General features: G+C 63.9%; 12 protein-coding genes. 6 read left to right on the top strand and 6 right to left on the bottom strand.

Annotated elements, in window-relative coordinates:
• Positions 1-27 precede the first annotated feature (27 nt).
• Both GE073_RS05755 and GE073_RS05750 read left to right on the top strand, forming a co-directional pair.
• Positions 28-1,086 (top strand): Gfo/Idh/MocA family protein, encoded by a 1,059-nt coding sequence (locus GE073_RS05755; RefSeq protein WP_028597863.1) that lies wholly within the window; start codon positions 28-30, stop codon positions 1,084-1,086.
• The gene (locus tag GE073_RS05750) at positions 1,083-1,940 is read left to right on the top strand and encodes a sugar phosphate isomerase/epimerase family protein (protein ID WP_153783001.1); all 858 of its coding nucleotides are present in this window, start codon (positions 1,083-1,085) and stop codon (positions 1,938-1,940) included. Before GE073_RS05755 ends, GE073_RS05750 begins: the two co-directional genes overlap by 4 nt.
• A gap of 91 nt (positions 1,941-2,031) precedes the next feature.
• Here GE073_RS05750 and GE073_RS05745 read toward each other — a convergent pair whose 3' ends face one another.
• Entirely contained in the window at positions 2,032-3,708 is a 1,677-nt protein-coding gene (locus GE073_RS05745; RefSeq protein ID WP_153783000.1) for an ATP-binding protein, read from the bottom strand.
• Positions 3,709-3,879: 171 nt separating this feature from the next.
• Between GE073_RS05745 and GE073_RS05740 the strand changes: the two genes are divergently transcribed.
• Positions 3,880-4,227: a hypothetical protein gene (locus GE073_RS05740; RefSeq protein ID WP_028597861.1), complete on the top strand. Its 348-nt coding sequence runs from the start codon at positions 3,880-3,882 to the stop codon at positions 4,225-4,227.
• A 77-nt stretch (positions 4,228-4,304) separates the two neighbouring features.
• On the opposite strand, the gene GE073_RS05735 is transcribed toward GE073_RS05740, so the two are convergent.
• Complete coding sequence (locus tag GE073_RS05735) at positions 4,305-5,507, bottom strand: AI-2E family transporter (protein WP_323744190.1); 1,203 nt, start codon at positions 5,505-5,507, stop codon at positions 4,305-4,307.
• Between the two features lie 369 nt (positions 5,508-5,876).
• Here GE073_RS05735 and acnA point away from each other — a divergent pair, with 369 nt between their 5' ends.
• A complete protein-coding gene (gene acnA / locus GE073_RS05730) occupies positions 5,877-8,591 on the top strand; it encodes an aconitate hydratase AcnA (protein WP_153782999.1) in 2,715 nt (904 codons plus the stop codon).
• A 117-nt stretch (positions 8,592-8,708) separates the two neighbouring features.
• Here acnA and GE073_RS05725 read toward each other — a convergent pair whose 3' ends face one another.
• Positions 8,709-9,389 (bottom strand): SAM-dependent methyltransferase, encoded by a 681-nt coding sequence (locus GE073_RS05725; protein WP_228551304.1) that lies wholly within the window; start codon positions 9,387-9,389, stop codon positions 8,709-8,711.
• 540 nt (positions 9,390-9,929) lie between these two features.
• Between GE073_RS05725 and GE073_RS05720 the strand changes: the two genes are divergently transcribed.
• Both GE073_RS05720 and GE073_RS05715 read left to right on the top strand, forming a co-directional pair.
• Positions 9,930-11,438, top strand: a complete 1,509-nt coding sequence (locus GE073_RS05720) for a M4 family metallopeptidase (protein ID WP_416362085.1) — start codon at positions 9,930-9,932, stop codon at positions 11,436-11,438.
• Between the two features lie 172 nt (positions 11,439-11,610).
• Positions 11,611-12,558, top strand: a complete 948-nt coding sequence (locus tag GE073_RS05715) for a catalase (RefSeq protein WP_153782997.1) — start codon at positions 11,611-11,613, stop codon at positions 12,556-12,558.
• A 126-nt stretch (positions 12,559-12,684) separates the two neighbouring features.
• Here GE073_RS05715 and GE073_RS05710 read toward each other — a convergent pair whose 3' ends face one another.
• From GE073_RS05710 to GE073_RS05700, 3 genes are read right to left on the bottom strand one after another with little or no spacing between them, the layout of a single operon-like run.
• A complete protein-coding gene (locus tag GE073_RS05710; protein ID WP_153782996.1) occupies positions 12,685-13,665 on the bottom strand; it encodes a Gfo/Idh/MocA family protein in 981 nt (326 codons plus the stop codon).
• Positions 13,666-13,710: 45 nt separating this feature from the next.
• Positions 13,711-14,421: a FadR/GntR family transcriptional regulator gene (locus GE073_RS05705; protein WP_153782995.1), complete on the bottom strand. Its 711-nt coding sequence runs from the start codon at positions 14,419-14,421 to the stop codon at positions 13,711-13,713.
• A gap of 27 nt (positions 14,422-14,448) precedes the next feature.
• Positions 14,449-15,162: a LutC/YkgG family protein gene (locus GE073_RS05700; protein ID WP_228551814.1), complete on the bottom strand. Its 714-nt coding sequence runs from the start codon at positions 15,160-15,162 to the stop codon at positions 14,449-14,451.
• Positions 15,163-15,299 lie beyond the last annotated feature (137 nt).

Raw genomic sequence — 15,299 nt, 5'->3', positions numbered from 1 at the left:
ACCAAGCAAACGAGGAGTGAGGCAAGCATGAGCATCCGAATCGGCGTCATCGGGGCAGGATCGATATCCGAGTTCCACCTCAAATCGTACGCGGCCAATCCGAGCTGCGAGCTTGTCGCCGTATGCGACCTGAATCGCGAGCGCGCCCAGGCGGCGGCGGACAAGTACGGCGCAGCCAAAGCGTTCTCCGACTACAAGGAGCTGCTCGCCGATCCCGAGATCGACGCGGTCAGCATCTGCACCTGGAACGACACGCATGCGGAGATCAGCATCGCGGCGCTTGAGGCCGGCAAGCATGTGCTCGTCGAAAAGCCGCTTTCCCGCAAGCTCGAGGAAGCCTATGCCGTGCAGGAAGCCGTCCGCAAGTCGGGCAAGACGCTGATGGTCGGCTTCGTGCGGCGCTACGATCCGAACGCGCTCATGCTCCGCTCGTTCGTCGACGGCGGCGAGTTCGGCGAGCTGTACTTCGCCAAGGCGTCCTACATCCGCCGCATGGGCAACCCGGGCGGATGGTTCTCCGACCGTTCCCGCTCCGGCGGCGGGCCCGTCATCGACATCGGCGTGCATGTCATCGACCTGTGCTGGTACATGATGGGCCGCCCCAAGGTGCGATCCGTCAGCGCCAATGCCTACAGCAAGCTCGGCAACCGCGACAGCGTCAAATATTTGTCGCGCTACAAGGCGGCGGACTACAACGCCGAGCTGAACGACGTCGAGGACATGGCGAACGCGCTCATCCGCTTCGACAACGGCGCCTCGCTGCTCGTCGACGTCAGCTTCTCGCTGCACGCCTCCAAGGACGAGGGCATCGTCAAGCTGTTCGGCACGAAAGGCGGCTTCGAGATCGATCCCGAGGTCGTGATGGTGACCGAGAAGCATGATACGATCCTCAACGCCTATCCGCAGACCGACAGCAAGGGCATGCAGATGAACCTCGCGTTCCAGAGCGAGATCGACCACTTCGTCGACAGCGTCATGACCGGCCGGGCTCCGATCAGTCCGATCGAGGACGGCGTCGAGGTCATGAAGATTCTGGACGCGATCTACGAGTCCGCCGCCAAGGGAGCCGAGGTGACGTTCCCATGAAGCTCGGCCTCAGCACCTACAGCCTGTACGCCGCCTTGCAAAAGGGCGAGATGACCGTGCTGGACGCGATCGACTTCATCGCCGACAACGGCGGCGAGCATGTCGAGATCGTGCCGCTCGGCTACGATCTGGCCGGCAGCCCGGAGCTCGTCCGGCAAATCGCCCGGCATGCGGCCGCGCGCGGGCTCGACATATCCAACTATGCGGTCGGCGCGAACTTCCAGGGGCTGGCCGACGAGGCGCTGCGCGCCGAGATCGACCGCGTCAAGCGCGAGGTCGACATCGCCCATGCGCTCGGCGCGCGCTTCATGCGGCATGACGTGGCGAGCGACGACGACCGCTCGATCCAGAACTTCAACCGCTCGCTGCCGCGCCTGGCGGACGCCTGCCGCGAGATCGCCGACTACGCTGCGGCCGCCGGCATCACGACGAGCGTCGAGAACCACGGCTACTTCATCCAGGCGAGCGACCGCGTGCAGGCGCTCGTCTCGGCGGTGGACCGGCCGAACTTCCGCACGACGCTCGATGTCGGCAACTTCATGTGCGCCGACGAGGATTCCGTCTCGGCCGTCCGGAAAAACCTGCCGATCGCCTCGGTCGTGCATGTGAAGGATTTCTATTTTCGTCCTTCCCATCGTCCTCCGGGCGAGGGCTGGTTCCCGACCGCCTCCGGCAATTTCCTGCGCGGCGCGATCGTCGGCCAGGGCGACATCGACATGCCCGAGGCGATCCGCGCCATCAAGGCCTCCGGCTTCGACGGCTACATCTCCGTCGAGTTCGAAGGGCTGGAGGACTGCCGCTTCGGCTCCCGGGTCGGCATGGCGAACGTGCGCCGGCTCTGGGACGCCTGCTGAAGCGGCGAGGCCGCCCGTCCGATCGTCAAAAAGGCTTTCCCCAATCCGGCTGGAGACGCCGGATGCGGGAAAGCCTTTTTTGGAGGAAAAATCAGGTCGAGCGCGCAGCGGCGCCTTCTTCGAAGGCAGTCGTAAGCGCATGGATCAGAAAGAAGCGCCGGATCGGCTTGACCAGCATCGTGCGCGGCTCCAGTCCCGACGCCGCCGGCCTAGCTCCGCCGAGCGGCGCCATCAGCACGAGCGGAAGGCCGCAATCCGAGGCCCGCTCCACGAGGCTCGTCATCGCCTGCGACGAGGCGAAGCTCTCGTCAGCCAGCAGCACGTCGAAGCGTCCCTCCGCGGCCAGCGCCCGCATCGCTTCCTCCGGCTCGGCGCAGCCGGTTACGGCTACGCCCCATTGCTCCAGCTGCTTGCCGACGATTCTCCGCAGCTCCTCGCTGCCGTCGAGCAGCAGCGCCCTCTTCCCTGCGACAGGCGCATGGTTCAGCTGGACGAGCGGCGTCGGCTCCGCGCGGAGCATCATCTCGAACGTGAAGACGCTGCCTCGGCCCGGTACGCTCGACGCGCGCAGGCTGCCCTCCATCCGCTCCGCAAGCTGCCGGGAGATGTACAGGCCGAGCCCGGTGCCGACCTCCTGCTTCCGCTTGCCCTCATGCGGACGGCTGTACTTGTGGAACAGCTGCTCCAGCTCCTCCTCCGTCATGCCGCTGCCCGTGTCCGAGACGGACAGGCTTACGCGCAGCCGGCCCGGCTGCTGAGGAAGGCGCTGCGACCGGATCTGGACCGTGATGCTGCCCGTCTCCGTGAACTTGACCGCGTTGCTGAGCAGATTGAGGAGCACCTGGCGGATCTTGCCCGCGTCTCCGTACAGGAGAGGCAGCTCCTCCTCCGCGTCGATCAGCAGCTCGAGCCGCTTCGCGAGCGCCTGGGAAGCGAACAGGAAGACGCTGTCCTCGACGACCGACAGCAGATCGATCGGAAACGCCTCCAGGCTCACCTCGCCTTCGTTCAGCTTGCTGTAGTCGAGGATGTTGTCGAGCAGCTGCAGCAGATTGCGGTTGCTGTCCTCCATGAAGCGGAGGTAGACGTCCTGCTCCTCGGTCGTGCCGCTCTGCTGCATGAGATCGGTCATGCCGATCGTGCCGTTGAGCGAATTGCGGATCTCGTGGCTGAGCATGGCCAGCAGATCGGAGCTCTGAGCCAGCTTGGCCTGGGCTGTGCGATGCCGCTCCCTCAGCCGCTTGAGCCGCAGCTCCGCCTGCTGCCTGCGCAGCTTCTGCCGCTCGCCGCGACGCCGCTCGCGCTCATGCTCGCGCTCGAGATCGATCGTATAGGATAAAAAGACGGACATCGAATTCAGCGTGCGAAGCTCCCAGCTGCTGACCGGGTAGCCCGGTTCGTCCATCGCGCAGAGGGTTCCGTAGAGCGTGCCGTCGGCGAGCCGGATCGGCACGCCGACGAACGAACGGTCGCCGAGCGCGTCCGTGACCGCCATGGCGGAGGCGGACGCATGGCTGCGCGTGCTCGGGATGACGACGAGTCCGCCGCGGCGGTTGGGAACGAGGCTGCAGTAGGCTTCGGGGAGCGGCAGCAGGCTGCCGGCCTCGACGAGCCGCTCGCCGCGGTTGAACGCCCGGATAATATGGTTCGTGCTGCCGTCGTTGACGGCGATAAACAGCGTATTCAGCTGAAGAAGCCGTGACAGCAGATCGAGAATGTGATCGGCGGCCTCATTGAACGTCTCGATCGCTAGATGCTCTCTGCTCATTCTTCACCGGCTTTCTTTAGAACGTTAAGGATTAGTCCATTATACCAGAGCCGGGCGCGAAATCCTACGGCGGACGCGAAAGGAGCCGTTCTCCCGCTTCCCAAAAAAGCCGCGCTGTGCTATGATATGTAAGCGTTATCAATAAATCAGCATTTGCAAGGGGGAAACGGAATGGAAAACGTGCCATTAAAGGACCGCAACGTTTACGAGGACTTTGATGTCGAAACGGACATTCTGTACTACAGGCTCGGCAGCTCGGGCCTCGTCAGCTTCCACGGCAGCAACTACAACATAAAAAAGAAACTGTCTGCCGACCAGATCGGCCGCCTTCGGAGCGGCTCCTTTTACCCGCTCAGCTCTGACTGCTACGTCAATACCTCCCTCATCAGCGACATCGTCGACAACACGATCTACTTCGGCAGCAAGGGCCCTGAGGCGAAGCGGGTGCCGATCTCGCGCTGGAAAGCCTACCTGCTGCGCAGCCATTTGAGCCGCCTGCATAGCCCTACCGCGCAATAGCGGCCTCGCCGCCGCTGGCCGCGCGAATGAGAAAAAGACGTTCCGCCTTTTCAGGCGGAGCGTCTTTTTTCATGCCGTCACGGCAGCAGGTCGCTATCGCGCTTGACGCCTAGAATCTTGTACTCCGGCTCGGGTCCGTACAGTTTGGAGTTGACCATGAACCAGCGGAACAGATGCGTGACGAACACCTTGAGCACGGCATAGCCGGGCACGGCCAGGATGATGCCGAGGAAGCCGAACAGCTTGCCTGACGTCAGGATGACGAAGATGATCGTGATCGGATGGATCTTGAGCGACTTGCCCATCACCTGCGGCGAGATGAACTTGCCCTCGATCAGCTGCACGATCGTCCAGACGGCGATCATCTTGAGCAGCATGATCGGCGAGGTGAACGCCGCTACGACGAGCGCAGGCGTGATCGCGATCGCCGGCCCGATGTACGGCACGACCGCCGTGCACGCGGCGACGATGGCGAGGATGAGCGAGTACTCGAGCCCGATGACGAGATAGCCGACGTACAGCAGGCAGCCGATGCAGATGCTGACGATGATCTGGCCGCGGATGTACGAGCTGATCTGGTCATTGGACTCGCTCAGCACGCGGCGCGTTTCCGGACGCAGCCCCGTCGGCAGCAGCTTGAGGATGAACTCCGGCAGCCTGCGGCCGTCCCTCAGCATGTAAAACAGGATGAACGGCAGCGTCACGAGCGCGAGCACGAACTCCGTCACGGTGCCGAGGAAGCCGCCGATGTTGGTCAGCGTCGTCTGCACGATCGAGCCGGCGCGCTGGGACACCTCCCGGGCGAGCTGCTGCGGATCGAAGTTGAACTCCCGTTGAAGCTCCGTCACGGTATCGTTGCCGAGATAGCGCGCGAACGTGTCCTGCACGTACTTCGTATAGGCAGGCACGTTGTCGATCAGTCCCTGGATCTGCTCCCGGACGACGGGAACGACGATCGTGACGAGCAGCGTCAGCAGGCCGAGGATGATGACGTAGAGCGCCGCGATGATCCAGCCTCGCTTCATGCCTCTCTTTTCCATCCAGTCGACGAGCGGATTGAGCAGATAATAGGCGACTCCGGCCAGCAGGAGCGGCAGCAGCACCGTCTTCACCAGGACGATCAGCGGAGCGAAGATGAACGTGATATGCGCCAGGACGTAGACGTTGACGCTGACCAGAAGCAGGACGAGCAGAAACAGGACGAACTTGTTGTTGATGAAAAAGGTGCGGAATCGGTTGAAGCGCGCTTCTTCCTGGCGCTCCTGCTGGATTTGGTCCAAAAGGCTTCCCTCCAATTATGCCAAGTATTGCTGTTCCCCACATCATAATCATCCGGCCCTGCGACTGCAAATACTAAGCGGGCCATGACGCTCTTATACGGGTGGGAAAGCCTTCTGGATTCAGCTTTCATCCCTTTACGAATCCGCACCGTTCCGTTTATAATAAGGTTAAAGCGGTTTTTGAAATGAAGTTTTACTGTGTGAAACCATGCCTGACCGATGCCTGTTTGCCGGAAGTTCCGCCCCCCGGCGCTTCGTCATGTCCGGCCGGCCGCGTTTCACGCCTGCCTGGAGTCGCCCACCCGACGCTCCCGCAGCCACACTTTCGTTTCATCAATTGCAAATCCGCCTGAGGGGAGCATAAGCCTGATGCCATTGCAGAACCAGTATTCTGTCCGTTCCACGCTGGAAGTCGGCGGCAAGTCGTACACGTACTACCGCCTGGAAGGCCTGGAAGAGAAGGGACACGGATTCATCTCCAAGCTGCCTGTCTCCATTAAAGTCCTGCTCGAGGGCGCCATCCGCCAGTTCGACGGACGCGGCATTACCGCCGACCACGTCTCGCAGCTCATGAACTGGGCTCAGAAGCGCGAGGACAAGGAAATCCCGTTCATCCCCGCCCGCATCGTGCTGCAGGATCTGACCGGCGTGCCGGTCGTCGTCGACCTGGCCGCCATGCGCGAGACCGTCAAGAAAAACGGCGGAGATCCGAAAAAGATCAATCCGCTCGTGCCGGTCGACCTCGTCATCGACCACTCCGTCATGGTCGACGCGTTCGGCTCGCCGGACGCGCTTGAGATCAACCAGCGCATCGAGTTCGAGCGCAACGCCGAGCGCTACAAGTTCTTCCGCTGGGCGCAGACCGCGTTCGACAACTTCCGGGCCGTGCCGCCGGATACGGGCATCGTCCACCAGGTCAACCTGGAGTATCTCGCCTCTGTAGCCGCGACCAAGGTCATCGACGGCGAGACCGTCGTCTTCCCGGACTCCCTCGTCGGCACCGACTCCCACACGACGATGATCAACGGCCTTGGCGTCGTCGGCTGGGGCGTCGGCGGCATCGAGGCGGAAGCCGGCATGCTCGGCCAGCCGCTCTACTTCGTCGCGCCTGAAGTCATCGGCTTCAAGCTGACGGGCATGCTCGCCGAGGGCGCGACCGCGACCGACCTGGCGCTGACCGTCACCGAGATTCTCCGCAAGCGCGGCGTCGTCGGCAAGTTCGTCGAGTTCTTCGGCCCCGGCCTGTCCAACATCAGCCTGCCGGACCGCGCGACGGTCGCCAACATGGCTCCGGAGTACGGCGCGACGGTCGGCTTCTTCCCGGTCGATGCGATCACGCTGAACTTCCTCCGCCAGACGGGCCGCACCGAGGAGCAGATCGAGCTCGTCGAAGCGTACTACAAGGCGCAAGGCATGTTCCGCACCGACGATACGCCGGACCCGACGTTCACCGACGTCATCGAGCTTGACCTGTCCACGATCGTGCCTTCCCTGGCCGGTCCGAAGCGTCCGCAGGACCGCATCGAGCTGACCGCCATGAAGGAAGCTTGGAACAGCACCGTGCGCACGCCGGTCGACAAGGGCGGCTACGGCCTGTCCGACGCCAAGATCGAGGAAGTCGTCGAGATCAAGCATGCGAACGGCAAAGTGAGCAAGATGGGAACGGGCGCCGTCGTGCTCGCCGCCATCACGAGCTGCACGAACACGTCCAACCCGAGCGTCATGCTCGGCGCCGGCCTCGTCGCCAAAAAGGCCGTCGAGAAAGGCCTCGTGAAGCCGGAGTACGTAAAAAGCTCGCTGACGCCAGGCTCGCTCGTCGTCACCGACTACCTCGTGAAGGCTGGACTGCTGCCGTACCTCGAGCAGCTCGGATTCCATGTGGCCGGCTACGGCTGCGCGACGTGCATCGGCAACTCCGGTCCGCTGCCGGAGGATGTCAGCCAGGCGATCGCCGACAACGACATGACCGTCGCGGCCGTCCTGTCCGGCAACCGGAACTTCGAGGGCCGCATCCATGCCCAGATCAAGGCGAACTACCTGGCGTCCCCGCCGCTCGTCGTCGCCTATGCTCTGGCCGGCACGGTCAACATCGACTTCGCGAACGAGCCGATCGGCCACGATCAGCAAGGCGAGCCGGTCTACCTGCGCGACATCTGGCCTTCCTCCGAGGAGATCGCCAATGCCGCCAGCTCGGCGATCACGCCGCAGATGTTCCGCGACAAGTACGACAACGTCTACACGCATAACGAGCGCTGGAACCAGATTCCGGTGCCGGAAGGCGAGCTGTACGAGTGGGATGAGAATTCCACCTACATCGCCAACCCGCCGTTCTTCGAGAACCTGGCGGACGGCATCCGCGACGTCGCGGACATCAAGCATGCCAAGACGCTGCTCCTGATGGGCGATTCCGTCACGACGGACCACATCTCCCCGGCCGGCAGCATCCGCGCCGACTATCCGGGCGGCAAGTACCTCCTGGAGCACGGCGTCGAGAAGAAGGACTTCAACTCCTACGGCTCCCGTCGCGGCCATCATGAGGTCATGGTGCGCGGTACGTTCGCGAACATCCGCATCCGCAACCAGGTCGCTCCGGGCACCGAGGGCAGCTTCACGACCTACCTGCCGACCGACGAAGTGACGTCCGTCTACGAAGCCTCGATGAAGTACCAGGCCGACAAGACGAACCTGATCGTCATCGGCGGCAAGGAATACGGCACCGGCAGCTCCCGCGACTGGGCCGCCAAGGGCACGTTCCTGCTCGGCGTGAAGGCCGTCATCACCGAGAGCTTCGAGCGGATCCACCGCGCGAACCTCGTCGGCATGGGCGTCCTGCCGCTCTGCTTCCAAGAAGGCCAAGGCTGGAAGACGCTCGGCATCACCGGCCGCGAGACCTTCGACATCGAAGGCCTCACGAACGACGTGAAGCCTGGCGACCAAGTGACCGTCACCGCGACCCGCGAAGACGGCAGCAGCTTCCAGTTCCAGGTTACGGTACGTCTGGACTCCCTCGTGGAGGTCGACTACTACCGCAACGGCGGCATCCTGCAGACCGTTCTGCGCCAGATGCTGAGCGAGCAGAAGTAAGATTTTTCCCTTTCCGCGCCGGAAGCATCCGCTTCCGGCGCTTTTTTTGTATTCGGAGGAGGATTGAAATCATGAAGGGACCGCGACGATCGGAGCTCGCGAGCGCAGCGAACGGGGTCAGCCAGATCCTTGTGGCTTGCGGAACCAGGCCGCCAGCAGCTCGGAGGAGCCGAAGCAGCCGCTTTCGGGTCCGCAGTCCTTCATTTCCCGGCATTCAATTCGCTCATAGTCCGGGAAATGACGGCCTAGCTTCGATGCGGTGAAGCCGATTCCTCCGCCAAGGCTCATCTGACGATAAACTTCCCAGTCGCTCCTCGCCGATCCCCCGAGAGCTCCGTTTTCCTTGAAGCAGGTCAGCGCGAAGCAGCCTCCAGGGCGCAGCGCTTCATCGACGATGCGGCAATAATCCATCCGCCGATGTGGGGCGATATGATGGAAGCACCCGCTGTCGTAAACAAGATCGCAATCTCGCCCTTGCTCGCTCAGCTCGAGCAGATTCAGCCGCTCGAAGCGAACCTGAACGCCTCGCTCCAATGCACGCTGCTTGGCCCAGGCGATCGCTTCCTCGGATAAATCGACCGCATGCACGTCGAAGCCATTCTCCGCCAGATACAGCGCATTGCGCCCGGGCCCGCATCCGAGCTCCAGCACCTTTCCAGGCTTGATCCATCCGCTCTCCACCGCTTGCACGAGACTTTCATCGGGCAGGTCGATGAAAAACGGCACCTTCCGCTCCCGATCCGAGTAGAAACGGTCCCAGCTGAACGACGAGCGCTCCTGCAGCAGAGCGTCCAGCATCGCCAAGACATCTTCCTTCGATCGAATTTCCTCTGCTCCCATTGAACTTCACCCTTTCTCAGCTCTACCTATCCCGCTTCCATTCGACAGCATTCGACTCCATAAAAACGCTTGGCAAGCATCCAAAGAAGCAGATTTAGCGCTTCAACCGAAAAAAGCAATTCCTTCCTAATTCTACCTGAAGTCCTATTCCGGCACATCCTCCCCGGGACTTAATGATGAGATGCCGTGAGCTTTCCTTGAGCTTTCACTTCTAAAGAATCAATTGTTACTTTTTAGAATTTTCTGTATTTACGAACGATTTCTCCCGTGATAGATTTATTCACACGGCTGTAATCTGGAAATATCAGATCGGTTATTGCCGAATAATTTAATGGAGGTGCATAAATAATCTCTTTTCATGCGGTTTAGCTTTGTTTAATCTGCACTTACTAAAAAAACGAATTGGAGTGAATTGATTTCATGAAAAGATCCGTTTCGGCCCTGCTGGGAAGCATTTTGCTGCTTTCTTCCGTTTCTTTGGTTAACGCGGCCCCTTCAATGAGCGTCATTCCCGAGGATTCGCTCGCGCCTCAATTCATCGGCGGCGATACGAATGCGGCTGCCGCTGGCGGCACATCCGAGGATAAGGTGTGGGCTTTCCTGCGCAGCCAGCAGACGAAGCTCGGCCTGACGACGTCCGATCTCAAGACCGCCTTCCAAATCAAGGACAAGCAGCTGGACGCGGGGTCCGGCATCGAGCATTTCCGCCTCCAGCAGGTCGTGAACGGCGTCCCGGTCTACGGCGCCGATCAGACGATCCATGTCGACAACAAAACCGGAAAAGTGACCTCCTTCCTCGGCGCCGTCATTCCTTCCAAAAAGCAGGAGCAGTTCGCCGCTAAGGCGCTCCAGCCGCAGCTCAGCCCGACCGACGCCATCGCCGTCGCGACCGCGGAAGCCGCCTCGCGGATCGGCAGCCTCGGAGCCTCGGAAAAGGCGCCTTCCGCTCAGCTGTTCGTCTACGCCGAAAACGGAGCGAACAATCTGGTGTACGAGACGGAAGTGAACGTGCTGGAGCCTGAAGCGCTCCGCACCCGCTATCTGATCGATGCCGTCGACGGCCATATCGTGCTGCAATACGACCTGCTGCAGCATGCGACCGGCACCGGCACCGGCGTCGCTGGCGATACGAAGACGTTCCAGACGACGCTGTCCGGAAGCACGTATCAGCTCAAGGACACGACGCGCGGCAACGGCATCTCGACGTATACGGCTTCGAACCGCACCTCCTTGCCGGGCACGCTGCTGACCGACAGCGACAACGTCTGGTCGGACCGCGCGGCGGTCGACGCGCATGCGTACGCCGGCCAGGTGTACGACTTCTTCAAGAACAAGTTCGGCCGCAACAGCCTCGACGGCAACGGCTTCGCGATCCGCTCTACGGTCCACTACAGCTCGAGGTACAACAACGCTTTCTGGAACGGCTCGCAGATCGTATTCGGCGACGGCGACGGAACGACGTTCACCTATCTGTCCGGGGACCTGGACGTCATCGGCCACGAGCTGTCCCACGGCGTCATCGAATACACGTCGAACCTGCGCTACCTGAATGAATCCGGCGCCCTCAACGAATCCTATGCGGACGTGCTCGGCAATTCCATCCAGGCGAAAAACTGGCTGATCGGCGACGACATCTACACGCCTGGAGTCGCCGGCGACGCGCTGCGCTCGATGTCCAACCCGACGCTGTACGGCCAGCCGGACCATTACGCCAACCGCTACACCGGCACGGCCGACAACGGCGGCGTCCATACGAACAGCGGCATCACGAACAAAGCGTTCTACCTGCTCGCCCAAGGCGGCACCCATAACGGCGTGACCGTCGCCGGCATCGGCCGCGACGCCGCCGTGAACATCTTCTACAACACGGTCGCCTACTACCTGACGTCCACGTCGACGTTCGCTTCCGCCAAAAACGCCTCCATCCAGGCGGCGAAGGACCTGTACGGCACGAGCTCTCCGTATGTGACGTCTGTGACTAATGCGTTCCGCGCCGTCGGCCTGTAGCTCCGCTACGGATTGACGAACGCGTTCCGCGCCGTCGGCCTTTAGCTCCGCTACGGGTTGACGAACGCGTTCCGCGCCGTCGGCCTGTAGAAACCGGCGAGGCGATTGGACTATGCGGCGAAGCGGGTAGAAGGAGAAGATCCGACCATCCCGTCCGCAAAGGAGAATCGCCATGACCGCACCGAAAGAACCGATGCCCTCTCCCGCCGAGCTGCCGGCCCGCTCGATCGACGCCATCGAGGAGCTGGCCGGCAGCCACCCCGGCCAGCGCCGCGCGCATGCCCGCGGCATCTGCGCCCGCGGCGTGTTCACGCCAAGCGGCGAGGCCGCCCGCCTGACCGGCGCCGCGCATCTGCAGCGGGAGCCGAGCGACGTCGTAGTGCGCTTTTCCAATAGCGCCTCCGACCCGGCGACGAGGGACCTGCTCTCTCCCGCCAAAGGAATGGCCGTGCAGTTCCAGCGCCCCGACTCCGCCGGCGTAAAGCCGGTCATCGTGGCGGTGACCGCGTCCGTGTTCGTCGCCCGTACGCCGGAGTCGTTCCTCGAGATGATGCTCGCCGCTCGCGATCTGGCCCGCGACGGCTTGTCCGTCAAGGAGCGGCTGAAGTCGCTGCTCGGCAGCTTTCCCCATGCCGGCGAGGCGCTGACGATCCTCTCCGAGCTGAAGCCGCCCGCGAGCTTCGCCTCCGTGCCGTACCATTCGATCCATGCGTTCTACCTCGTCGACGGCGAGGGGCGCAAGCAGCCGGTCAAGTACGAGTGGATCCCGGATGCCGAGGTGGCCTATCTGCCTCTGCTGAAGACGGCGGTAGCAAGCAAGGACTACCTGGAGGACGAGCTGCGCGAGCGGCTGGAGAAGCTGCCGGCCGGCTTCACGCTGCGGATCGCGCTTGGCGAGCCGTGGGATCCGGTGGACGACTCCAGCGCGCGCTGGCCGGCCGATCGGCCGACGCTCGATATCGGCCATCTGTCGATTACGGAGCTGACGGACGAGCCGGCAGGGCTGCTCATGGACCCGACCGCGACCGGGCAAGGGATCGAGATTACCCCCGATCCGATCCTGAGCTTCCGCCGCGAGGCGTACGCGGTCAGCCATGAGCGCCGCATGCAGGGCATTTAGCCGGAGCACATGTCAAAAAACAGCCTGCGGACCGATCGGTCCGCAGGCTGTTTGGTTTTGGCATGCCGATATTTTGGAATGAATGGCAAAAGCTGCTCTCGGCGTCCGAAACCCGCTCCTCTGCCGTTAGTAGGTCAGTCCCCACTGGGCGCGGATCCGATCCATCGTCTCCAGGATTCGGACGCTCTCGGCGATCGGCATGATTTCACTGGACGTCCGGCCCTCGCGCAGGGCGTCCATCGCCTCCTCCGCCTCGAACGCATAGCCGTTGCAGACGCGGCCGTCCTCGAACACGACCGGCTCCTCGCCCTTCACGCGCAGCTCCGCCCCGCGGCTCCAGAGGAAGCCGGGGATGCGGATGCGGCCCTTGGTGCCGTAGATCCAGGCGTCGTTCTCCATCTCCAGCCGGATCGAGCCGTGCAGCGAGGCCGCGCGGCCGTCGCCGTAACCGAGCAGCAGCGAGAACTGCTCGTCGACGCCCGTCTCGCCGATGCGCGCGACGCTCTCGATCCGCTCCGGCTGCTCGCCGAAGACGAACGAGGCGAACGACACGGGATAGATGCCGGCATCGAGCAGCGTGCCGCCGCCGAGGTCCTTGTTCAGCAGCCGCCCGTCCGGATTCCATCCGGCGTCGAAGCCGAACTCGGCCTTGAGCAGCCGCACCTCGCCGATCGCTCCCTCGTCCAGCCAACGCCGCGCCTGGCGGATCGCCGGCAGGAAGCGCGTCCACATCGCCTCCATCACGAACACGCCCTTGGACTCGGCCAGGCCGGCGATCTCCCGCGCCTCGGCCGCGTTCATCGCCAGCGGCTTCTCGCACAGCACCGGCTTGCCCGCCGCCAGAGCGGCGAGCGCATGCTCCTTGTGCACGGGATGGACCGTGCCGATGTAGACGATGTCGACCTCGGGATCGGCGGCCAGCTCCTCGATGCTGCCGTGCGTCTTTGCGATGCCGAACTTGCCGGCGAACGCCGCCGTCTTGTCCGGATCGCGTCCGGCTACGGCCGCGAGCTCCGCTCCTTGCGCGTGCGCCAGGTCCTTGGCGAAGCCTTCCGATATGCCGCCCGGCCCCATGATGCCCCAGCGGATCGTCTTTTTGCCTTCCATGCGCTCAGCTCCTGTCGGATAGTGGTTGCCTTTCCTTACCCGAAATCAAAGATGCTTCATCACGATCCGCTCCACATGCTCCAGATGGGCCTGCATCTCGGCGGCGGCGAGCGCTTCGTCGCCCGCCTCCACCGCCAGCAGGATGCGCACATGCGCGTCGGCGAGCCTTCCTGCGACCTCGCGGCTCGCATACAGCTCCGTCCGGCGCACGGCGCGGATCGCCCGCTCGATCGGCGCCATCAGCGACTCGTACAGCCGCGCCATCATGCGGTTGCCGGTCGCATGGGCCAGCGCCAGATGGAACTCCATGTCGTAGCGCTCGCCCTCGAGGTCGTCGCCGAGCGTGCCGCTCATGCCCTCGGCCAGCTCGCGCAGCCGGGCGACGTCGTCCGCGCTGCGCTTGCGGGCCGCGAGCGCGACGTTCGCCAGCTCCAGCGAGCGCCTCGCCTCCAGCAGCTCCAGCAGCTCCTCGCGCGTCGCGCCGGCGGCCGCGAGCAGCGGCGGTAGGCCGCCCGCCCGCTCCTCCGGCGGACGCACGACGCTGCCGCCTCCCTGGCGGATGTCGATATAGCCCATCGCCTTGAGCGCGCTCAGCGCCTCCCGCATCGTCGACCGCCCGACGCCGAAGCGCTCCGACAGCTCGCGGGCCGAGGGCAGCTTGTCGCCCGGCTTGACGCTGCCGTCGTCGATCAGCCGGCGCAGCTGCCCGGCGATCGCTTCATAGTGATTTTGCTTGTTCAGCGGCTTTACCTCCACGGCTGCCGTCCCCCTTTGCCCTCCATGCTACCCGATGAGCAGGATCGTGACAATGCCGGGGCCGTGCACGCCGATCGTCAGGTCGTTCTCGATGTCGGCCGAGCGGCTCGGTCCGGAGATGAAATGCACGCCCGCCGGCATCGCCTCCCGTCCCGCCTCGTCGAGCGGCAGCAGCAGCTCGCCGAGTCGGGTGGCGAGCCGCTCGCGCGGCAGCACGACGAACAGCGCCGTCGGCAGCAGGCTGACGCTGCGCCCCTTATGGGGAGCGGAGCGGACGCACACCGAGCCGGTGTACGCCGCCGCTCCGTCGGCGAGCACGACGCCGAAGTCGGCTTCCGCCGCCCGCGGCAGCCAGCTCTCGCGGCCTCCGCCGTCCTCGTTCCAGACGCGCACCTCGCAGCCTTCGGGCTCGAGCGCGGGCTCCAGGCCGAGCCGCGCGAGCTCCGCCTCATCCTGCCGCAGGATGCGCCGCGCCTTCATCTCCCGCGCCTGCTCGGCGATGAAGCGGCCCGCCGCCTCCAGGTCCGGCAGCTCCGCGAGCTTGCCTCCCGCCGCCTCGAAATGCTCGCGCAGCTTGGCCGCCCGTTCTTCCGGGCTCCACTGGAACTCGCGCCAGAACGCCGGCGCGCCGCGCCGCGGCTGCACCGGCCGCTCCAGTTGCCGCGGCCGGCCGAGCTTGGCCGCGATGCCGTCCATGAACGCCTGCTGGCGCCGCTTGGACTGCTCCTCCAGCTGTCGCAGCCATTCGCGCCGGCTCGCGGCCGCCTCCGACGGCGTGCCGCCGGGCGGCTCGGCTTGCGCCGACTCGCTCTGGCCAGCCGATGCGGCCGCTTGAGTTGCCGCTTCCGGCGGCGCCGCGCTTTCGCGAGTCGACGCAG

Source organism: Paenibacillus sp. B01 (genome assembly GCF_009649995.1).
Lineage (GTDB): Bacteria > Bacillota > Bacilli > Paenibacillales > Paenibacillaceae > Paenibacillus_O > Paenibacillus_O pasadenensis.
This window is presented reverse-complemented; position numbering and strand designations above follow the sequence as displayed.